This is a genomic window from Campylobacter sp. CFSAN093233, assembly GCF_011068165.1.
In the GTDB taxonomy this organism is placed as follows: domain Bacteria; phylum Campylobacterota; class Campylobacteria; order Campylobacterales; family Campylobacteraceae; genus Campylobacter_D; species Campylobacter_D jejuni.
Genome location: NZ_JAAMWY010000003.1, coordinates 1 through 18,921, shown reverse-complemented (window position 1 = coordinate 18,921; position 18,921 = coordinate 1). Strand labels below are relative to the sequence as shown.

Here is an 18,921-nt window from a genome sequence, read left to right as displayed (position 1 = left end):
AAAAGTTAATTTATATAATATCTTTATGATTAAATGAAATCTTTGCTGAAATTTTGTTATAATTTTAAGATTTTAGTTTCAGGTTGGTTTTATGGAAAATCTTATTAGTGGTGCGATTAAGTTTATGCAAGAAGACTTTAAGGAGCATGAAGAACTTTTTGAAAGTCTAAAAAATAAGCAAAATCCCCATACTCTTTTTATAGGTTGTTCTGATTCTAGAGTAATTCCAAATTTGATCACCAATACGGGTCCAGGTGAGCTTTTTGTAATACGAAATATTGCAAATATAGTTCCACCTTATCGCATTGGGGAAGATTACTTAGCGACAACTTCAGCAATAGAGTATGCTTTAAATTCATTGCATATTAAAAATATCGTCGTTTGTGGCCATAGTAATTGTGGAGGTTGCAATGCTCTTTATTATTCTGATGAAGAGTTAAATAAAATTCCTAATGTGAAAAAATGGCTTACTATGTTAGATCCGATAAAAAAAGATGTAATGATTTTTGCAAGAGACGATTTGGCTATGCGTTCATGGCTTACAGAAAAATTAAATTTAGTAAATTCTTTGCAAAATATACTTACTTATCCAGGCGTGCAAGAAGCTTTAGATGAAGGAAAAATAGAAGTACATGCTTGGTATTATATTATAGAGACAGGTGAAATTTATGAGTATGATTTTAAAGCAAAAATTTTTACTTTAATACAGGATAGGAAAGTTCAATGAAGAAAATTATTTTTAGTTTATGTTTTTTTATTTTATACCTTGGAGCACAAGAATTTAAATTTATTGATGCGAATATTAGTAAAGAGGATGAAGGAATTTATGCTTTAGTTGAAAAATATGTTGATCTTAACAATCAAATTAAAGAATTTAAGAAAAACAATGATGAAAATTCAAGCACTTTTAATGGTATTTTAAGTGAATTTGAAAAAGACAAAAAGACTATTTTAGCAAAAATACCCGATATGATAGTAGGACAAAAGATTAATGAAGAGGCAGTGGCTAGATTTTTAAAAGCAAAAGAAAAATTACTAGATGTTCAAAAAAAGAATATTAATAAGCCTTATATTTATACAGATGCCACTCTTAATCTAGTTTATTTTAATATTGTGGAAAGTTTTTATTCTTCTTTGTTTGAAGTGGAAAAACTTTTTAAAAATACAGCAAGCAGTGAAGATTTGATTGCTACTGTTGATAAGGCAATGGAAAATTTACAAAATTCTTCTAATGTTAATTTAGATAGTTTTAAAAGCAAAATTACAAATTCAGAAGAATTAGAAAAAATTACCCTAAAAGAAAGATATATCAGTAATGCTGTAGATTCTTATTCTGAAATTCTTAAGTATTTACGCTCAAATGCAGATTTGCTTGAAAGTAATTATATTTTTTCATTACTCGAGCTTCAAGTTTGGATAGATCGTATAAATGAGGCAATTGGGGTAAGTTTTGTTAATATCGGAAAAATAGTAATTTCTGCTCTGGTTTTAGTATTTTTTATATCTTTAAGACGTTTTTTTGCAAATATAGTATATTTTTTCCTTGTTCAGTTTTTTTATAGAAATAAAAATGATGTAGATGATATTAAAGTCATTTTTATTGAGAATATTAAAAAACCCGTAGGCTTCTTGTTGATTGTCTATGCTATTTCTCTTTGTCTTACTATAGCAACTTATCCTGCACCTTTGAGTGTAAATTTAAGTAATTTTTTTCATATAGTTTATGCAGTTTTAATTGCATGGCTTATTTTAAGAATGCTTGATGGTTATGGCGTGGTATTGGTTTCTAAACTTGCTCAAAAAAGTGGAAAAAAAGAAGTTGTAAATTTAATTATTAAAATTTTATATTTTGTCATTATTATTATAGCCTTATTATATATTCTTGCTCAACTTGGTTTTAATATTTCGGCTATTATTGCATCTTTGGGAATTGGTGGTTTAGCTGTTGCTTTAGCGGCGAAAGATATCATTGCAAATTTCTTTGCTTCTATACTCTTACTTTTTGATAATAGCTTTAATCAAGGAGATTGGGTAGAGGTTTCAGGCATAGAAGGAACCGTGGTTGAAACAGGACTTAGAAAAACTACTATTAGAACTTTTGATAATTGTCTTGTATTTTTACCAAATTCAACTATTATGGGAGCTAATATCAAAAATTGGAGCAAAAGACGCATGGGTCGCCATGTTAGAATGTATTTGGGTGTTGGTTATGATGCTACTCCTGAAAAACTAGAACAATGTGTAAAAGATCTAAGAGAATTTTTGCATACAAGTGATTTAGTAGCTCACGATGAGGATAGCGCATTAAAATATGGCGATCATACAACAAAATATCGTCAAAATCTTGTATCTATTAATGATTTAGAAGGCTATAAAAATGCTTGTTATGTGGCTTTAAGTGAATTTGCAGATAGTAGTATTAATATAGAGCTTTATTTTTATATCAAAGAAATAGGTGGAAAAGATTTTAGAGAAGCTAGACAAAGTTTAATGCTTGAGTTTATGCGTATAATTGAAAAAAATGGTTTAACCTTTGCTTTCCCAAGTCGTAGTATTTATATAGAAAATTTACCACCCCTTGATTTGCAAGCAAAAGCTATAAAATAGCAAGATTTTATCTTGCTATTTTTTAAACCGGCATAACGCGTATATTTGGACTTAATTCTTCTTGTAAAATTGTTTCAATAGCATAAAGTGTTGCACCACTTCCACTAGAACAACCACTACAAGCACCAAGATAACGAATATAAACATCAATTGCTGCACCTTCAGCCTTTTGTATATCAATCACTTCCAAATCTCCACCATCATTATGAAGCATAGGGCGAATTTCAGCATCTAAAACACTTTCAACTGCTTTTAATTGTCCCACTACGGTCATTTCATCAAAAGCTACATCACTTTTCATTGTATTTTTGAGTTTTTCTCTATCTATTTCAGCTCTAGTTTCAGCTAAAATATCTACAAGGTAATAATCTCTTTTTTCATGTCCGCCTGGTTTGATACAGGATTTACAAAAAGCACCCGCTTTAGTGTATTGTGTGATTTCTTCTACGCTATGCAAATCATTAAGTTTAATCACTTCTTTAATAGTTCCAAGACTTACCCTAGCGCACTCGCAAACTATAATTTGATCTTCAAAATCTTCAGGACTTATGCCTTTATAATGCGCTGCTGCTTGTTTGATTACATCATAAGCCATAACCGAACAGTGCATTTTTTGAGGTGGAACAGCTGGAGTTTCTGGATTATCACGCATAGCAAATTCCACATCTAAATTTGTGATTTTTACTGCTTCATCTACAGTTTTTCCTATACAAAGATCCACCATAGTATCACTACTTGCTATAGCTGTACCACAACCAAAACTTTTAAATTTTGCATCGATAATTTTATCAGTTTTTTCATCTACAAGCCAAAAAAGTCTTACCGCATCGCCGCAACTTTCTGCGCCAAAATCAGCTACGATCAATTTTGCATTGCGTGCTTTAGCATCTTCTTCACTAAATTCTCCCATATGTTGAGGATTATTCATTCTATCTTGAACTTTTTGTGAATACTCATCCCAAATGGATCCACCAATTAAACTATTTTTTCCCATTTTTCATCCTTATTTGTAATTATTTGGATTATAAGCATAAGTACAAGAAATTGCTCTTAATCTCTGTGTTGCATTTTTAATTTGTTTTGCTGCATAATCAATTTCTTCTTCAGTGTTAAAACGTGACAAAGAAAGCCTTAAAGCTGTATGCGCTAAATCATGCTCCGCACCGATAGCTTCCATAATAGGATTGCTTTCTAAAGCTTCACTTGCACAGGCTGAGCCCGTACTTGCAGCTATACCATTTTTATTTAAATCCCAAAGCATTGCTTCGCCTTCAACTCCTTTAATACTTGCTAAGATTGTATTAGGCACACGGTGTTCTCTTTTTCCAACCACTGTTGTATCAGGCAAGGCTAAAATTTGATCTTCTAGTTTATCTCTTAAACGGCGTATATGAGAATCTTCAAAATCAAGCATAGTATTTGCAATACGCAAAGCCTCGCCCATAGCCACTATATAAGGTACATTTAAAGTCCCGCTTCTACGACCACCCATGTGTTCTCCACCGTGTAAAAGTGGAGTAAGCTTAAGTCCTTTTTTTATAAAAAGTCCACCCACACCCTTTGGTCCATGAAATTTATGTGCCGAAAATGAAGCAAAATCAACTCCTACTTGAGTTAAATTAACCTTTATTTTACCTACTGCTTGAGTAGCATCTGTATGAAAAAGAGCACCAAATTCATGCGCAAGTTCTGCCATCGCTTTAATATCAAAAATCATACCTGTTTCATTATTTGCCCACATAACACTTACAAGTGCTGTTTTATCGCTAATCACTTTACGCAAATCTTCTACAGTAGAAACTCCTTCTTCATTTACAGGAAGTTCTATGACTTTTACTCCAAGACTTTTTAAAAAATAAGCAGCAGCAGTAACAGCAGGGTGTTCTACACTAGAAATAATCACTTCATTGCGTTCTTTATCTAAAATATAATCAAAATACACACCCTTAAGCACCCAGTTAATGCTTTCTGTCGCACAGGAGGTTACAATTATGTCATCTAGGTCATTTGCTCCAAGTCCTGCATAAAGTTTATCCAAAGCTTCTCTTAAGGCAGGATGTGTTGCGCTACCATATTGATGAAGGCTATTTGGATTTCCATACATATCCTTTAAAAAAGGTAGCATCAACTCATAAGCATTAGGATCAAGCATTGTCGTTGCGTTGTTATCTAAATATACTTTCACTTTAAAATCCTTAATTTATCCTTAATTTTAATTAGGATATTTTTTATCTTTATTTGAAAACGGATAATAACAAAAATTTATAAAAATTAGGTTAAAAATTATAACAAAAATAAAATGCTAAAGTAAAATTTTAAAGTGAAATATTTTGTGAATTTTATATAGCAAAAATGAGAAATACTATTTCTTAAATTTTTCTTCGTAATACTTTACTATCTTTGAATCTTCTTTGGCTGTATGTTTAAAGATAAAATCTTGAACAACGAGATTTAATTTTTCGGTCATTATATTTACAAATTTAGCTTCACTGATAATAATTTCTTCAATTTCTAAGATAATTTTTCTATGAATTCTTGTATGATGGTTGATATAAGGATATTCTATTTTTCTCATAAAGGCTTCTTCATCTGAAAAATGTCTATTGATCATTATCAACAACTCTCTTAAGACAATTTTTAATTCTTTTGTTCCAACATGACATTGGTTCATTAAAGAGAGTTTTTTAGAAATTTCAAAAAGTTCTTTATGTTGATGATCTAAAAGATCATTATTCATTGAAATAATTTTTTCATTATAAATCATGGTTTTGAGTACTTTTATATTTATATTTTTCGAGAGCGGATTATAATGCTATAATACTTAAAATTTTATTAATTAATTATATAAAAATTATTATTATTAAAGTATTTATAATTTATATATTTTTTAAAAAATTATTTTAAACCATCACAGACATATAAGAGTTTAAAATTTTATTTATATTTGCTTGTTTTTGACGACGATCTAAAAAATTTTCTATAGAGCTAGAACGTAGTTGATTTGCTTCTTCTAATCTTTGCGTATCTTGACTTTGGTTTTGATATTGTTTTTTAAGAGCATCAAAATCATTGCGATTTTGATCGATATAAATTTGAAATATTGAACTTGAATTTGCAAATTCTCTTAAATCCATATCTTTTTGGTAGTTAATATATTGTTGAAAAAATACAGATAGTTTATCTTGAGTACTTGTTTTTTTATCTACGCCATTCACATAAAGATAAAGATCAAAACTCATCTTTTTTTCATTTTCTTTTTTGATGTAATCTTCTATATCTGTTTCGCCCTTGAGAATTTTTTGTAAATTTTGATGAGAGCTTAGTTCTAAAGTGGCAGGTTTCATAAAAAAGTTAAATTCTTTTTCGTTTTGAGTTTTTATATCATGGTAGATAAAATTCATTAAAAGACCAGATTTTGATACTTCTGCATTTTTAGTTAAATAAGGTTTTAAAATTTCATTAGAAGAAGTGTTTTCTATGGCTTTATCAAAGTGAAAATTAGTTATTTTATTATCTAACATTAAAGTATTTAAATTTGTGATATTACTTAATGCCAAATCAATTTCTTCTTGATTGTTGTAAATTCTTGAAATTTGGCCTAAAAATTCTCCATTATCTGTTGAAAAACCTGATGATAGTTTTGAAATAAGATCGCGACTTAAATAAGCATTATCATCTTGTAAAAATTCTGAATTTATAGATTTTAATGAACTATGATAGCTATTTAAAAGATAAGGTAGATCAATTTTATTGTAGTTTAAATTTTCATCTTGTTTTGCGAGTTCTTTCGCTATGCTTCTAACGCTTTTAATGTTGATATCATAAGATTCTGGTATATTTGCAATTTTATTTAAATCTTTATCAAAAAAACCTTCTTCATTGATTCTAAATCCAAATTCACTAGCATAAGTGATATTATTAAAAATATAACTTAATTGTTCTAAGCTATTTTCATTTCCTTTTTGATCTAAGGCTTTGCTATCTTTAATCAAATTTAGAGCAGAGCTATTCTGCAAAGGATTAGATAAGGTTAAATTTTGATATGGATTTGCCGAATTTATAGTCATTTTAAATCTTTCCAAAATATTGCTGATTTTTTTATAAGCAAAATGCGTGCCAAGTTTTTTAAAAATTAAATTCAGTCAAAAATTAGAAAAAATTTGATAGTATTTATCTTTTCTTTTAAAGTTTGAAAAATAAAAATTTATCTAAATAAGGAAAGCGTATGCCAAAGATGAAAAGCGTTAAAAGCGCAGTTAAACGCTTCAAAGTAGGTAAAAATAAAATCAAAAGAGGCTCAGCTTTTAGAAGTCATATTTTGACTAAAAAACCTGCAAAAAGAATGCGTGATCTTCGCACAGCTAAATATGTGCATAGCACAAATGTAAAAGCTGTTGAAAAAATGCTAGGAATTTAAGTTTTTGACTAAAAGTCATTCAAACTCCCCTCTGAGATAAAATTTCAAGGGCAAGCTCCAAATTTGGACGCCACTTTATGAAAGGAAATAAAAATGGCAAGAGTAAAAACAGGTGTTGTTAGACGCCGCAGACATAAAAAAGTTTTAAAATTAGCGCGTGGTTTTTATAGTGGACGACGCAAACATTTTAGAAAAGCAAAAGAACAACTAGAAAGAAGTCTAGTCTATGCTTATCGTGATAGACGCCGTAAAAAAAGAGACTTCCGCCGTCTTTGGATTGTGCGTATCAATGCTGCTTGCAGACTCAATGATTTAAGTTATTCAAGATTTATCAATGGTCTTAAAAAAGCAGGTATTGAACTTGATAGAAAAATTCTGGCAGATTTAGCTATGAATGATGCTGCTGCTTTTGCAAAAATTGCAGAGGCTGCAAAAAAAGCACTTTAATTTTTTAGTGTAAGAATTTCAAGATTTTTGATTCTTGAAATTCTTAATTTTTTAGTATTAATTTAATTTAGCTAGAACATCTTCATAACATTTGAGTTGATTTAAGATTATTTTATTAATCTCATTTGTCATTTCTAGTTTTTGACCTTTTATATTAAGATAATAGTATTTAAAATCACTGTATTTTTGTATGAAAGTTTTTAAATATCTAGGTTTGAAATCATTAAAATTTTCAACTTCATAAAAAATATTGCCACTAAACTTTTTGCAATTCCCGCTCCATAAATTTCTCCAAAACTAGAAAAACCAACTATGGGAAAATTATTAAAATGGATTTGATTTAAATGTTCTTTGTTGTGAAGTCTTCTTAAGATACAATCATTAAAAATTGCTCCTAGTGGTTTTGGTTTATTAAGAGAAAATTTTTCATAATCTTTTTTTATAGCTTCAATAAAATTTGTTTTTTTAAGCAAGCTTAATTCCTGAGCGCTTTCTATATCACAATAACTAAATAATGTTTTATTTGGGTTGATTTTCATAGGGGAAATAAGATAGTCTTCTCCAATTTTTAAAGCAAAAGTATATTCTTGCATTTTATTTTTAAGTTCTTCAAAAGTACAGTTAAAATAATTACATAAAACTTCAACCGCGTTGATGGATTGAAAGGTTTTTTATTAATAAATTCGCGTACGGTTTTATCATATAAGCTTACATCAAGTATGGTAAAGGTAATGTTGCTTTGAGGATTGAAATTTTGAGACTTCATTAAATTAAAACGGTATTTAGGTTTAAATTGAACATGTATGCTTAAAGCTTGATTTTTAATATTTCTCCGTTATAAAATATAAATGCTCCGCTAAAGTCCATGTTTCCGCTAGACCCACCCCCTACTAAAGCACAAGGATAGGGGTTGTGTTTGTACAAAAGTTCTAAAAGAGAACTTTCGCTTTGACTTAAACCATCATAAATTAAATAATGCAAAGTATTTATGCAGTGTGCTTCAAAAGGTATATTTATAAATAAAACTTCTTTTTCTATCAGTTTTTTTCTTTCTGTATAATCTTTTATATCACTAAAAAGCTTGATTTTATTTGTGCAAAGATTTTCTATCATATCTTCACTAAAAAGTATCAAGCTTATTCCTTGGACATTTTGTTTATAAGGACTGTTTTCAATGTTTGAGTTAGAATCAAGGTTGCATAATAAATCAGTAGCACTGCTTAAGATGATATCACATTGCTCATTTATAGAATTTTGAATCTTATTTCCTATGATCGCTAGATTAAGTTGATTGACACAAAGCCTATAATTAATTTTGGCTTGATGTTTATTTTTTTTAATTTTTCTTCAAGTTCATTTTATTGAAGATATGGAGCTTCTAAAACTTTTTTACTTCTTCTTTTTTTTGTTGAGCTTTTATTTTTAAAATTAAAAAAACATCAATTTAACTCCATTAAAACTATTTTTTAATTACTAGTTAACTAAATCAAGACACCATAAATTCGGCATTTATTTGTAATTTTTATTATACCTTAAGTCGTAAAAAATGCAATAAGTAAATTAAAATTTAGATATAATTGCAAATTATAATAATATTAATTAAGGATAAATTAAATATGATTGGAGATATGAATGAGCTTTTATTAAAAAGCGTTGAAGTATTGCCACCTTTACCTGATACTGTAAGTAAGTTAAGAAAATATGTGAGCGAGGCTAATTCAAATATAGAAACTATGAAAGTTGCTGAAATCATTTCAAGCGATCCGTTGATGATGGCTAAGCTTTTGCAATTAGCAAATTCTCCTTATTATGGTTTTACAAGAGAAATTACAACCATAAATCAAGTGATTACTTTATTAGGCGTTGGTAATATCATCAATATAGTTATGGCTGACTCCATTAGAGATAATTTTAAAATAGACGTTTCACCTTATGGTTTAAATACTCAAAATTTTTTAAAAACGTGCAATGAAGAGGCAACTTTTATCGTAAATTGGCTTAATGATGAAGATAAAAAACTTTCTCATCTTTTAGTTCCTTGTGCAATGCTTTTAAGGCTTGGTATTGTTATTTTTTCAAATTTTCTTATACAAAATCATAAGGATAAGGATTTTTTAGCTTTTTTAAATAAAAATGAAAATCTTGCTTTAGCGGAGAATGAATTTTTAGGCGTAGATCATATTTCTTTCTTGGGATTTTTGTTACATCGTTGGAATTTTGATGATGTTTTGATTGAAAGTATATGTTTTGTTCGCACTCCTCATGCTGCTCGCGAAAAAGTGAAAAAATCCGCTTATGCTTTAGCAATAACAGATCATCTTTTTGCTCCGCATGATGGCTCTTCTCCATTTAACGCAAAAGCTGCAGTTGCTTTACTTAAAGAGGCAAAAACTCAAGGAATTAATTTTGATTTAAACAATCTTTTATCTAAGCTTCCTAACAAAGCTAAGGAAAATTTAAACAAAGAAGATTAAAGAGCCTTTTTAAGGCTCTAAATTGTAGTGATGAAAAGTTTAATCTTACCTCCTAATGAATTTTTAGATCACTATATTTTAAACGCTGAATTTCATCGTTTTGCTGGAATTTCAAAAAATGCTTATAAATTTTGGAAAAATGTAGAAATAGGTAGATATCAAGGAACAAGAATTATATTTTTGCATAGAAATTGCATTTTAGAAAAACATCAGCAAGCTTTAAGGCAATGTAGTGGTTTAAATGGTTTTGTATTGGCAAGTGCTTTTTGTTCTTTTACTGGATTAGCTCCCTCTCATTTAGTGGAAAAAAATAATTCTTCTATTTATAAACTTTTAGAGCTTAAGGAGATTTGCGGGATTAAATTTGTTAATTTAAAAAAATTTTATGATTTTTTAGGGCTAAATTATCATCAGCATATTTATATAGAAAAATGCCATTTTTTTAGCCCAGCTCCTTTTGAAAAGCGTATTAAAATCACTGAGAGTATGTGCGTTGGGTATTATTAAGATAAGAAAAAATAAATGCACATAGCAAAGCTATAATAGCCAAAAAGAAAACATAAAGTCCCAAAGAAAAACGCCAAAAATTACTTAAATTATTTAAGGCAAAACTATGCAAGAAAAAAGCAAGTTGCGGAGTTAAACCTCCAGCTATAGCATAAGCAATATTATATGAAAAAGAAAGTCCTGAAAATTTAATTTTTGCATCAAATACTTCACTCATTATTAAAGGGCAAAAATTCATCACTCCGCTAAAAAAACATACAAGTAAATATAAGCAAGCTACTAGGTTAAAATCAGCATTTTGTCTATATAAAGTATTAAAATAAAGCAAGCTTGCAATTCCAAAAAAAACACTAAAAAATACACAAGATTTGATAATGCTTATTTTATCCGCTAAAATTCCACTTATAATACACCCTAGGCAAATAAGTAAAATTCCACCTATTTGAAGATAGGTTTGTATAGAAGTATTAATTTGAAGTATTTTTGCCATATAACTAGGCATAAGCAAAATCATTACAACAATACAACCTGTCAAAACCCAAGTAATCATCATAGAAAGAACAATTCCCATTTTAGCTTTTTTAAACACTTCTTTTAAAGGAAATTTTTCTAAAGCCTTGTCTTTTTTCATTTGTTCAAAAACAGGAGTTTCTCTTAAAAATTTTCTCAAATAAGCAGAAATAATCCCAAAAATTCCACCTAAAAAGAATGGAATTCTCCAAGCCCATTCATGAAGTTCTTCTTGGGTATAAATTTTATTCATAATTAAAAAAACTAAACTACCTAATAAAATTCCACCTACAACCGAAGCGGTTAAAATTCCCAAATAAGTTCTTTTTTGACCTTGTGGTGCGTGTTCGTATACAAAAACCCAAGCTCCAGGGAGTTCCCCGCCTATAGCTATACCTTGACAAATGCGTATAAAAACTAAAAATACAATGCAAAGAAAACCTATGCTTTCATAATTTGGAATAAAAGCTAGAGTAAAAGTTGGAATAACCATTAACAAAATACTAATCATAAACATTCTTTTACGTCCAAATTTATCTCCAAAATGTGCCAGTATCACACCCCCTAAGGGACGCGCTAAATATCCAGCTGCAAATATTCCATAAGTATTAAACATTTGCCAAAAACTACTTAAATCTTTTGGAAAAAAGTTTGTTGAAATATAATTTGCAAAAAATACAAAAATAATAAAATCATAAAATTCTAAAGTTCCACCTAATGATGAAAGTCCTAAAACTTTTATATCTTTTTGGTTAAGGGTTTTGTTCATTCTTAATCTCCATCTCATAAAAATCATCATCATTGTTATCATCATCGTATTCATAATCATCATCATCATAATTATAATTTTTATGGTGATTTTGTGTATATTCTTCATCTTCATTCTCATAATCATCGTAATTTAAATCTTCTTCATCTTCATAAGCCATTGTTTTCTCCTTAAATAAAAATACAAAGCTTATTTTATCTTAAATTTGTTTGGTTTTGCTATAATTTTTATAATTTTTTAAAAGGTGAATTTATGAAATTAAGTCATTTAGATGAAAAAAATCATCCTAAAATGGTAGATGTAAGCGATAAAAATATTACTTCAAGAATAGCCACAGCTAGTGGTATGATATATATGAGTCAAGAAGCTTTTGATGTAATTAAAAACAATACCGCAAAAAAAGGTCCTGTTCTTCAAACAGCTATTATTGCGGCTATAATGGGGGCTAAAAAAACAAGTGAAATTATTCCTATGTGCCATCCTTTGATGCTTTCTAAGATTGAAACAGATATTGTGGAATTTGTTAAAGAATGTGCATTTAAGCTTATTGTAACAGTTAAGTGTGAAGGTAAAACAGGAGTTGAAATGGAAGCTTTAAGTGGAGTTAGTATAGGACTTTTAACTATATATGATATGATCAAGGCTATAGATAAATCAATGAGAATTATGGATATAGTGCTTGAAAGCAAAGAAGGAGGTAAAAGTGGTAAATTTGTGCGATCTTAAAAAAGAACCTCAGATCAATTATCCTACTTTTTGGGATTATAAGGTGATTTTTGAGGTGCATATTAAGGCAAGTGAAATTTTTGAAGAAATTTTAGGTCAAAGAGAATATAAATTTGAACATTCGAATTCAAGTGCGAGTGGAAAATATCAAAGTTATTTGTTAAATGTTTATGTTGATAGCAAAAAAGATCGTTTGGATATATTTGATAAATTAAAAGCTAAAGCAAAATTTGTACTTTAAGAAAGAAGGAAAAATGAAAAATACTTTAATTATTTTTGAAAATTCTTTATCAAATCTCGGTAAAGATGAAGCAAGTGATTTACTTGAAGACTTGAGTTTTAATCTTGCGTATAAGCAAATTTCACATAATCCTCATGAAACAAAAAAAGTTTTAAATTCTCTTTTGGTTGAATTTTTAACTATTTTGAAAAAACTTGATTTTTTTGATGATGAAAATGTTACAAAGGTTATCAAAGCTTTGGTTAAGGCGAGTATTGTAGATGCTCAAAATTCACTTTATGGGTATATTAGCGAAGCTGAATTATTAAACAAACAGATTGAAAATCAAAAGAATTTGATTAAAAATCAAATCAGCGATAATTTTTTTGAATTCGAGAATATTTTACAAGAATGTTCTTTTTGTGATGAATTTAGTGGCGGTTTAAATGATGCTATTTTATTTGATATAGAAATGCTTGGAATTTTAAAAGAAACCGCTGAAAGTGCTTTTTTAACTACATTAGAAAAGGCTGAAGATATAGAACTTACAAGTAGTGAAATAGCTAAAAATCTTGTATATAATGCCATTTGTGAAGCTCATTTTGAAAAAGAAAGAATTTTAAAAATTTCAAGTATTATTTTAAATACCGCTTTTGAAATAGCTAATGAATCTATGGCTTATGCAAAAGATCTTTGTTTAGGCGTGATTAAAGGCACAAGGGATGGTATTGTTTTGGCAATGGAAAAATTTAAAGCTTCATTAACTTATGCAAATTTTGAAGAAGATGTTAGTTTAAAAAGCAAAGAACTAATAGGTATAGAAGATGATTTTATTGCTCTTTTAAAAAAAGAGATTCAATTACAAAATGATCCTTGTAAGAGTATAGTTGAGAATTTGCTAGAACATGAACTTGATAATCTTTTTGCTAAATTTAGACGTCTTGCAGGTGAAAGCAGAGAGCAACTAATATTAGTTTTAAATGATATTAAGAAAAATCCAAAGATTAATGATTTTAACAAACTTACTCAAAGAAAATTAAATCGTTTTAAACAAGAAATTTTTGAATTAGAAAAAATTGCTAGTGAAAAATACAAAGATTTAAATTCCAAAAAAGCTAAAAAGCTCGGTGTAAGACTTTGGGAAAAAGCAAAAAAATTCGTTAAAAAATAATATCCCATTTTTGGGATATTAAATATCTATTTCTATACCTACAGGTGCGTGATCAGAGCCAAAAATATCATCTCTTATGAAAGCGTTTTTAAGTTTATCTTTTAAACCCTTTGAAATGAAAAAATAATCAATCCTCCAGCCTACATTTCTTTCTCTTGCTTTCATTCTATAGCTCCACCACGAGTATTTTTCTTTGATTTCACCATTAATTTCTCTAAAAGTATCTATAAAACCAAGCTTTAGCAAATCATCAATCCAAGCTCTTTCTATAGGTAAAAAACCTGAAGTGTTGGCATTGGCTTTTGGATGAGTAAGATCGATTTCTTTATGAGCGGTATTGACATCACCGCAAATGATAATTTCAAATCCATCCTTTAAAAGTTTATCCAAATACACTAAAAAATCTGCATAAAATTTCATCTTAAAATTTAAACGCTCTTCATCTTTTTGACCATTTGGAAAATAGATATTAAAAAGTGCAATATTTTTAAAGCGGTGTTCTAAAACCCTACCTTCTTCATCATCAAAAAATTCGCATTTTTTTACTTCGCTATTAAAATTACAAAGACTCATTACCCCAGAATACCCCGCTCTTTTAGCAGAATTAAAATACATGTGTTTAAAAGGATATTCATAAATTTTTTTAGGAAATTTATCTTCATGTGCTTTGATTTCTTGAAAACCTATAAAATCAATTTGTTCTTGTGCTATCCAATCAAGTGCATTTTTATCACAAATAGCTCTTAAGCCATTGACATTCCATGAAAGTAGTTTCATTATTTTCCTTAAAATTTTCATTAAAAGTGTAAATCATAACATAAAAAGATTTAAAACTACAATCCATTTAAAAAAATTCAATAAAATTAAAAGCTTAAATTTGGAGGTGGGATTTATATGCTTAGATTAACTTGGCTTCAGTTTACTTTTTTTAATTCTTTGATGATTGTATTGTTGAATTTTAATTTATTTTATTTTGTGTATGAAAAAAATACACAAAACTGGTTTATAACTTTTGTTTTTATTGTGGCCTATTTTGCCCTTGTTCACGTGATTTGCTCTTTGCTTTTTATAAAGTTTTTTACTAAATTTTTTTCTATATTATTTATAATATCATCTTTTTTAAGTGTTTACTTTATTAGTTTTTATGGGGTGCTTATAGATTCTGATATGATACAAAATGTTGTTCAAACAGATATCAAAGAAGTAAAAGATTTGTTAAATTTAAAATTAATCTTATTTGTTGTTTTGGCTTTATTGTTGGTTTTTTATGTTGTTAAAGTAAAAATTGATTATTATGGTAGTTTTAAATCCCATCTAAAAATTAAAATTATCAATATAATATCAGGTTTGATTGTTGTTTGTGCGGTTTTAATCCCTTTAAGTAAAACTTTCTTGCCTTTTTTTAGAAACTATAATGAAATAAGAATGTATAATACCCCTTTTTATCAAATTTATGCCGTATATCGCTATTATGTTCGTTTTGTAAAAGCTAAGCCAGAATTTAAAACTATAGCTAATGATGCTTATAGAGAAAACAATCACACTAAAAAACTTTTAGTTTTGGTAGTGGGTGAAACCGCTAGAGCGGCAAATTACTCTTTGGGTGGATATGCTAAAAATGATACCAATTTTTATACCAAAAAAGATAATGTAGTGTTTTTTGATAATTTTTCATCATGTGGAACAGCAACAGCGGTAAGTTTACCTTGTATGTTTTCTATTTCTAAGCGTGAAAATTATTCAAGTTCAGAATTTCAAGAAAATGCGATGGATGTGCTTTATAAAACAGGTGTAGATACTGCATGGTTTGATAATAATTCTGGTGGTTGTAAAGGGGTTTGTGATAGATTAGCTTATAAGCAAAAGCTTTCTAGTGATTTGGATGAAAATTTACTCGCTCCTTTTAAAGAAAAATTAAATCATTTAAGTGATCAAAATATAATAGTTCTTCATTTGCAAGGTTCTCATGGGCCAACTTATTATAAACGCTATCCAAGTGAATTTAAAAAATTCACTCCAACTTGTGATACTAATGAGCTTTCAAAATGTGATAGCGAGGCTTTGATCAATACTTATGACAATACTTTACTTTATACAGATTATCTTTTAAGTGAGATTATAAAACTATTAAAAGAGCAAAAAAGCTATGAAAGTTCTTTGTTTTATCTTTCAGATCATGGTGAAAGTTTGGGTGAAAATGATATTTATCTTCATGGTATGCCTTATGCTATAGCGCCAAGTTATCAAACCCGTATTCCTGCTATTTTTTGGAGCAATGATGAAAAATTAATGAATTTAGCTAAAGAGCATAAAGGTTTAAAACTTTCTCAAGATAATCTTTTTAGTACTCTTTTAGGATATTTTGATGTAAAAACAAGTGTTTATGAGCCAGAATATGATTTATTAAATCCTAAACTTAAGGCAAATCCATGAAGCCTAAATATCATTTTTTAAATAATGCAAGATATGCTTTAGAAGGGATTTTTGCTTTATTTAAAAATGAAATGGCGTTTAGAATTGAACTTTGTATTATTATCCCTGCGATAGTTTTTAGTTTTTTCTTAAAAGTTAGTTTTTTGGAGCATTTATTATTGGTAAGTGTTTTAATGCTTATTTTAATTATAGAGGCTTTAAATTCGGCTATTGAAGCTTGTGTTGATTTGATTACAAATGAATGGCATGAAAAGGCAAAAATTGCTAAAGATTGTGCGAGTACGGCAGTGTTTTTTAGTGTGCTTTTAGCTCTTTTTGTTTGGAGTTTTATTTTATATAGCATTTACTTATGAAATTTGAAAAATTAATACAAGAAATTTTGGGAAAAAAGCGTTTTGAATTGTTAAAATTTTTATGCGAAAATGCCGATGAAAATGGTTTTATTATGATTAAAATCAGTGAGCTTGAAGAAAAATTAAACCAAAGCAAGCCCACTATCATCGCTACTTTTAAATTTTTAGAAGAAAAAAAGCTTTTTAAGCGTCTTAAAAATGGATTTTATCAGCTAAAAATATAGGAGATAAAATGAAACTTAAAAATCCTTTAGATATGCATTTGCATTTAAGAGATAATCAAATGTTAGAACTTATTGCACCTTTGAGTGCAAGAGATTTTTGTGCAGCTGTGATTATGCCAAATTTAATCCCTCCACTTTGCAATTTAGAAGATCTAAAAGCTTATAAAATGCGTATCATTAAGGCTTGTAAAGATGAAAATTTCACTCCTTTAATGACACTTTTTTTTGAAAATTATGATGAGAAATTTCTTTACAGTGCTAAAGATGAAATTTTTGGCATTAAGCTTTATCCAGCAGGAATTACAACAAATTCAAATGGCGGAGTTTCAAGTTTTGATATAGAGTATTTAAAACCTACTTTAGAGGCTATGAGTGATTTAAATATTCCTTTGCTAGTGCATGGAGAAACCAATGATTTTGTAATGGACAGGGAAAGTAATTTTGCTAAAATTTATGAAAAATTAGCCAAACATTTTCCACGACTTAAGATTGTTATGGAGCATATTACCACTAAAACTTTATGTGAACTTTTAAAAGATTATGAAAATTTATACGCGACAATCACTTTACATCATTTAATCATCACTTTAGATGATGTTATCGGAGGTAAAATGAATCCTCATCTTTTTTGTAAGCCTATAGCCAAGCGTTACGAAGATAAAGAAGCCCTTTGCGAACTTGCTTTTAGTGGTTATGAAAAAGTTATGTTTGGAAGTGATAGTGCGCCTCACCCAAGAGATACTAAAGAGTGTTGTGGTTGTGCCGCAGGTGTATTTAGCGCCCCAGTGATTTTACCTGTGTTGGCTGAATTATTTAGGCAAAATAGTTCTGAAGAAAATTTGCAAAAATTTTTAAGCGATAATGCTTGTAAAATTTATGATTTAAAATTTAAAGAAGATAAAATTTTAACTTTAGAAGAAAAAGAATGGCAAGTGCCAAATGTTTATGAAGATAAATACAATCAAGTCGTGCCTTATATGGCTGGAGAAATTTTAAAATTTCAATTAAAACATTGATTTCCCACCTTAAAGGTGGAAAATTTAAGCTTTATTTACAAGAGCATCTCTGATATCTATAACAAGATAGATTACAAAAAAACTTAAAAATAAAGCAATAAAACTGACTATCAGCGATAATAAACCAGCTAAAAATCCAATGCTAAACATCATAAAAAGAGAATAAAGCAAAGCTACAACAAAACTTATCGCTGCAATTGCATCAAGAATCAAGCGTCCAAATTTGATGATTAAATTTTTAACCATTAAAAACTCCTTTGAAATAATGAGTGAAATTGTAATAAATATCAGCTTAATATTTTTATAAGTTATTTATAATTAAAAGTTTTATTTTAGATTCTATAGTTTCAATAATATCATTTTCAACAAAAGAACTTACAGCTTCTTTAGAAGTTGTGATTTTGTTCATGCTTAAATGCCATAGAGCATTTTCTATAGCCTCTTCTTTTGTTCTTTGGACTTTGCGTGTTTCATCAAAAACAATCTTATGAAAAAATATATTTTTTTCTAGTAAATAATTTTCTAAATCTTTTTTATAAAAACCTTTAAATTCAGTATTAAAATATTTAAAAATCGGATCTAAAAAATCACTTTTTCTATAATCAGCCCAACCAAGATAAATTTTTATTTTGGCTAGATTTAAGAAATTTGTATAATCTTTTTCATTTTGTAAAGCAGGAGACATACTTAAAAAGGCTAAGTCAAATTTTGCGTTATTATTTTTATAAAAGCTTTCAAAGTCTAAATTCAGGGTTTTTAAATTTGATATGGTATGAGTTTTTGCATCTTCTTGTAAAATTTCAAGCATAGTATTTGCACTATCTAGGGCTAAAATTTCTTTAGCTTCTTTAGCTAAGTGTAAAGTCCAAACCCCAGTTCCACATCCTATATCTATAATACTTTTATCTTGAAAGGAAATCTTTAAATTTTGTAAATATTCAAAAGTTTGCTTTTGTATGGTGTTTAAAGTGTTTTGATATCTTGCGTAAGTTTTGGCCTTTTTATCCCATAAATTCATATATTTTCCTTTATAAAATATACAAAATC

Annotated in this window: 22 protein-coding genes and 2 pseudogenes; 13 read left to right on the top strand and 11 right to left on the bottom strand. The window is 28.4% G+C overall.

The genetic code is table 11. The features are described from left to right. The first annotated feature begins 91 nt into the window (after positions 1-91). Both FBF15_RS01635 and FBF15_RS01630 read left to right on the top strand, forming a co-directional pair. Positions 92-727: a carbonic anhydrase gene (locus FBF15_RS01635; RefSeq protein ID WP_002859401.1), complete on the top strand. Its 636-nt coding sequence runs from the start codon at positions 92-94 to the stop codon at positions 725-727. Then, a complete protein-coding gene (locus FBF15_RS01630) occupies positions 724-2,607 on the top strand; it encodes a mechanosensitive ion channel family protein (RefSeq protein WP_002859402.1) in 1,884 nt (627 codons plus the stop codon). Before FBF15_RS01635 ends, FBF15_RS01630 begins: the two co-directional genes overlap by 4 nt. A gap of 22 nt (positions 2,608-2,629) precedes the next feature. Here FBF15_RS01630 and FBF15_RS01625 read toward each other — a convergent pair whose 3' ends face one another. The 4 genes from FBF15_RS01625 to FBF15_RS01610 all read right to left on the bottom strand — a co-directional run bounded on the left by FBF15_RS01625 (position 2,630) and on the right by FBF15_RS01610 (position 6,674). Further along, positions 2,630-3,601: an iron-sulfur cluster assembly scaffold protein NifU gene (locus FBF15_RS01625; protein ID WP_002840050.1), complete on the bottom strand. Its 972-nt coding sequence runs from the start codon at positions 3,599-3,601 to the stop codon at positions 2,630-2,632. 9 nt (positions 3,602-3,610) lie between these two features. After that, a complete protein-coding gene (locus FBF15_RS01620) occupies positions 3,611-4,792 on the bottom strand; it encodes a NifS family cysteine desulfurase (RefSeq protein WP_002869262.1) in 1,182 nt (393 codons plus the stop codon). Between the two features lie 177 nt (positions 4,793-4,969). Beyond that, the gene (locus FBF15_RS01615) at positions 4,970-5,371 is read right to left on the bottom strand and encodes a bacteriohemerythrin (RefSeq protein ID WP_002854195.1); all 402 of its coding nucleotides are present in this window, start codon (positions 5,369-5,371) and stop codon (positions 4,970-4,972) included. Positions 5,372-5,507: 136 nt separating this feature from the next. Further along, positions 5,508-6,674, bottom strand: a complete 1,167-nt coding sequence (locus FBF15_RS01610) for a hypothetical protein (RefSeq protein WP_002860616.1) — start codon at positions 6,672-6,674, stop codon at positions 5,508-5,510. 158 nt (positions 6,675-6,832) lie between these two features. On the opposite strand from FBF15_RS01610, the gene rpmI reads away from it, so the two are divergent. Both rpmI and rplT read left to right on the top strand, forming a co-directional pair. Beyond that, the gene (rpmI, locus tag FBF15_RS01605) at positions 6,833-7,024 is read left to right on the top strand and encodes a 50S ribosomal protein L35 (protein WP_002777995.1); all 192 of its coding nucleotides are present in this window, start codon (positions 6,833-6,835) and stop codon (positions 7,022-7,024) included. 93 nt (positions 7,025-7,117) lie between these two features. Beyond that, positions 7,118-7,471 (top strand): 50S ribosomal protein L20, encoded by a 354-nt coding sequence (rplT, locus tag FBF15_RS01600; protein WP_002851731.1) that lies wholly within the window; start codon positions 7,118-7,120, stop codon positions 7,469-7,471. Between the two features lie 200 nt (positions 7,472-7,671). On the opposite strand, the gene FBF15_RS09400 is transcribed toward rplT, so the two are convergent. After that, positions 7,672-8,064, bottom strand: coding sequence for an FIST C-terminal domain-containing protein (locus tag FBF15_RS09400; protein ID WP_002860615.1), 393 nt, complete (start codon positions 8,062-8,064; stop codon positions 7,672-7,674). After that, positions 8,040-8,605: pseudogene (locus tag FBF15_RS09395) on the bottom strand (FIST N-terminal domain-containing protein). Before FBF15_RS09395 ends, FBF15_RS09400 begins: the two are co-directional and overlap by 25 nt. Positions 8,606-9,087: 482 nt before the next feature. Between FBF15_RS09395 and cheP the strand changes: the two are divergent. Next, positions 9,088-9,945 (top strand): cheVAW transcriptional regulator CheP, encoded by an 858-nt coding sequence (gene cheP, locus FBF15_RS01590; RefSeq protein ID WP_002898818.1) that lies wholly within the window; start codon positions 9,088-9,090, stop codon positions 9,943-9,945. 27 nt (positions 9,946-9,972) lie between these two features. Further along, on the top strand, positions 9,973-10,452 hold the full coding sequence (cheQ, locus tag FBF15_RS01585) for a cheVAW transcriptional regulator CheQ (protein ID WP_002854628.1): 480 nt from the start codon (positions 9,973-9,975) through the stop codon (positions 10,450-10,452). Here cheQ and FBF15_RS01580 read toward each other — a convergent pair. Then, positions 10,421-11,731, bottom strand: a complete 1,311-nt coding sequence (locus FBF15_RS01580) for an MFS transporter (RefSeq protein WP_052773713.1) — start codon at positions 11,729-11,731, stop codon at positions 10,421-10,423. The two genes, cheQ and FBF15_RS01580, sit on opposite strands and share 32 nt — an antisense overlap. Then, entirely contained in the window at positions 11,715-11,891 is a 177-nt protein-coding gene (locus FBF15_RS01575) for a highly acidic protein (protein ID WP_002865818.1), read from the bottom strand. Before FBF15_RS01575 ends, FBF15_RS01580 begins: the two co-directional genes overlap by 17 nt. A gap of 92 nt (positions 11,892-11,983) precedes the next feature. On the opposite strand from FBF15_RS01575, the gene moaC reads away from it, so the two are divergent. The 3 genes from moaC to FBF15_RS01560 are packed head-to-tail and all read left to right on the top strand — an operon-like array spanning position 11,984 to position 13,848. Further along, positions 11,984-12,457, top strand: a complete 474-nt coding sequence (gene moaC / locus FBF15_RS01570) for a cyclic pyranopterin monophosphate synthase MoaC (RefSeq protein ID WP_002900009.1) — start codon at positions 11,984-11,986, stop codon at positions 12,455-12,457. Continuing rightward, positions 12,435-12,698 (top strand): DUF493 family protein, encoded by a 264-nt coding sequence (locus FBF15_RS01565; RefSeq protein WP_002867797.1) that lies wholly within the window; start codon positions 12,435-12,437, stop codon positions 12,696-12,698. Before moaC ends, FBF15_RS01565 begins: the two co-directional genes overlap by 23 nt. Continuing rightward, positions 12,688-13,848 carry a hypothetical protein gene (locus FBF15_RS01560; RefSeq protein ID WP_002859413.1) on the top strand — a complete coding sequence of 387 codons (1,161 nt, stop codon included), beginning with the start codon at positions 12,688-12,690 and terminating at the stop codon, positions 13,846-13,848. The genes FBF15_RS01565 and FBF15_RS01560 overlap by 11 nt, the downstream gene beginning before the upstream one ends. An 18-nt stretch (positions 13,849-13,866) precedes the next feature. On the opposite strand, the gene FBF15_RS01555 is transcribed toward FBF15_RS01560, so the two are convergent. Continuing rightward, positions 13,867-14,625: an exodeoxyribonuclease III gene (locus FBF15_RS01555; RefSeq protein WP_002867799.1), complete on the bottom strand. Its 759-nt coding sequence runs from the start codon at positions 14,623-14,625 to the stop codon at positions 13,867-13,869. 117 nt (positions 14,626-14,742) lie between these two features. Between FBF15_RS01555 and eptC the strand changes: the two genes are divergently transcribed. From eptC to pyrC, 4 genes are read left to right on the top strand one after another with little or no spacing between them, the layout of a single operon-like run. Next, positions 14,743-16,281, top strand: a complete 1,539-nt coding sequence (gene eptC, locus FBF15_RS01550) for a lipid A/FlgG phosphoethanolamine transferase EptC (RefSeq protein WP_002900011.1) — start codon at positions 14,743-14,745, stop codon at positions 16,279-16,281. Further along, complete coding sequence (locus FBF15_RS01545) at positions 16,278-16,634, top strand: diacylglycerol kinase (RefSeq protein WP_002859416.1); 357 nt, start codon at positions 16,278-16,280, stop codon at positions 16,632-16,634. Before eptC ends, FBF15_RS01545 begins: the two co-directional genes overlap by 4 nt. Next, on the top strand, positions 16,631-16,858 hold the full coding sequence (locus FBF15_RS01540; protein WP_002870142.1) for a replication/maintenance protein RepL: 228 nt from the start codon (positions 16,631-16,633) through the stop codon (positions 16,856-16,858). Before FBF15_RS01545 ends, FBF15_RS01540 begins: the two co-directional genes overlap by 4 nt. An 8-nt stretch (positions 16,859-16,866) precedes the next feature. Further along, on the top strand, positions 16,867-17,874 hold the full coding sequence (pyrC, locus tag FBF15_RS01535) for a dihydroorotase (protein WP_002873617.1): 1,008 nt from the start codon (positions 16,867-16,869) through the stop codon (positions 17,872-17,874). A 31-nt stretch (positions 17,875-17,905) separates the two neighbouring features. On the opposite strand, the pseudogene FBF15_RS01530 reads toward pyrC, so the two are convergent. Beyond that, a pseudogene (locus FBF15_RS01530) lies at positions 17,906-18,120 on the bottom strand (hypothetical protein). Between the two features lie 55 nt (positions 18,121-18,175). After that, a complete protein-coding gene (locus FBF15_RS01525) occupies positions 18,176-18,892 on the bottom strand; it encodes a class I SAM-dependent methyltransferase (protein ID WP_002900013.1) in 717 nt (238 codons plus the stop codon). Positions 18,893-18,921 lie beyond the last annotated feature (29 nt).

What these genes read in the sequence shown, in the direction of transcription:
- FBF15_RS01635 (WP_002859401.1), top strand. Translation starts at nt 92, where the DNA reads ATGGAAAATCTTATTAGTGGTGCGATTAAGTTTATGCAAGAAGACTTT.
- FBF15_RS01630 (WP_002859402.1), top strand. Translation starts at nt 724, where the DNA reads ATGAAGAAAATTATTTTTAGTTTATGTTTTTTTATTTTATACCTTGGA.
- FBF15_RS01625 (WP_002840050.1), bottom strand. Translation starts at nt 3,601, where the DNA reads ATGGGAAAAAATAGTTTAATTGGTGGATCCATTTGGGATGAGTATTCA.
- FBF15_RS01615 (WP_002854195.1), bottom strand. Translation starts at nt 5,371, where the DNA reads ATGATTTATAATGAAAAAATTATTTCAATGAATAATGATCTTTTAGAT.
- FBF15_RS01610 (WP_002860616.1), bottom strand. Translation starts at nt 6,674, where the DNA reads ATGACTATAAATTCGGCAAATCCATATCAAAATTTAACCTTATCTAAT.
- rpmI (WP_002777995.1), top strand. Translation starts at nt 6,833, where the DNA reads ATGCCAAAGATGAAAAGCGTTAAAAGCGCAGTTAAACGCTTCAAAGTA.
- rplT (WP_002851731.1), top strand. Translation starts at nt 7,118, where the DNA reads ATGGCAAGAGTAAAAACAGGTGTTGTTAGACGCCGCAGACATAAAAAA.
- FBF15_RS09400 (WP_002860615.1), bottom strand. Translation starts at nt 8,064, where the DNA reads ATGCAAGAATATACTTTTGCTTTAAAAATTGGAGAAGACTATCTTATT.
- cheP (WP_002898818.1), top strand. Translation starts at nt 9,088, where the DNA reads ATGATTGGAGATATGAATGAGCTTTTATTAAAAAGCGTTGAAGTATTG.
- FBF15_RS01580 (WP_052773713.1), bottom strand. Translation starts at nt 11,731, where the DNA reads ATGAACAAAACCCTTAACCAAAAAGATATAAAAGTTTTAGGACTTTCA.
- FBF15_RS01575 (WP_002865818.1), bottom strand. Translation starts at nt 11,891, where the DNA reads ATGGCTTATGAAGATGAAGAAGATTTAAATTACGATGATTATGAGAAT.
- moaC (WP_002900009.1), top strand. Translation starts at nt 11,984, where the DNA reads ATGAAATTAAGTCATTTAGATGAAAAAAATCATCCTAAAATGGTAGAT.
- FBF15_RS01555 (WP_002867799.1), bottom strand. Translation starts at nt 14,625, where the DNA reads ATGAAACTACTTTCATGGAATGTCAATGGCTTAAGAGCTATTTGTGAT.
- eptC (WP_002900011.1), top strand. Translation starts at nt 14,743, where the DNA reads ATGCTTAGATTAACTTGGCTTCAGTTTACTTTTTTTAATTCTTTGATG.
- FBF15_RS01545 (WP_002859416.1), top strand. Translation starts at nt 16,278, where the DNA reads ATGAAGCCTAAATATCATTTTTTAAATAATGCAAGATATGCTTTAGAA.
- FBF15_RS01540 (WP_002870142.1), top strand. Translation starts at nt 16,631, where the DNA reads ATGAAATTTGAAAAATTAATACAAGAAATTTTGGGAAAAAAGCGTTTT.
- pyrC (WP_002873617.1), top strand. Translation starts at nt 16,867, where the DNA reads ATGAAACTTAAAAATCCTTTAGATATGCATTTGCATTTAAGAGATAAT.
- FBF15_RS01525 (WP_002900013.1), bottom strand. Translation starts at nt 18,892, where the DNA reads ATGAATTTATGGGATAAAAAGGCCAAAACTTACGCAAGATATCAAAAC.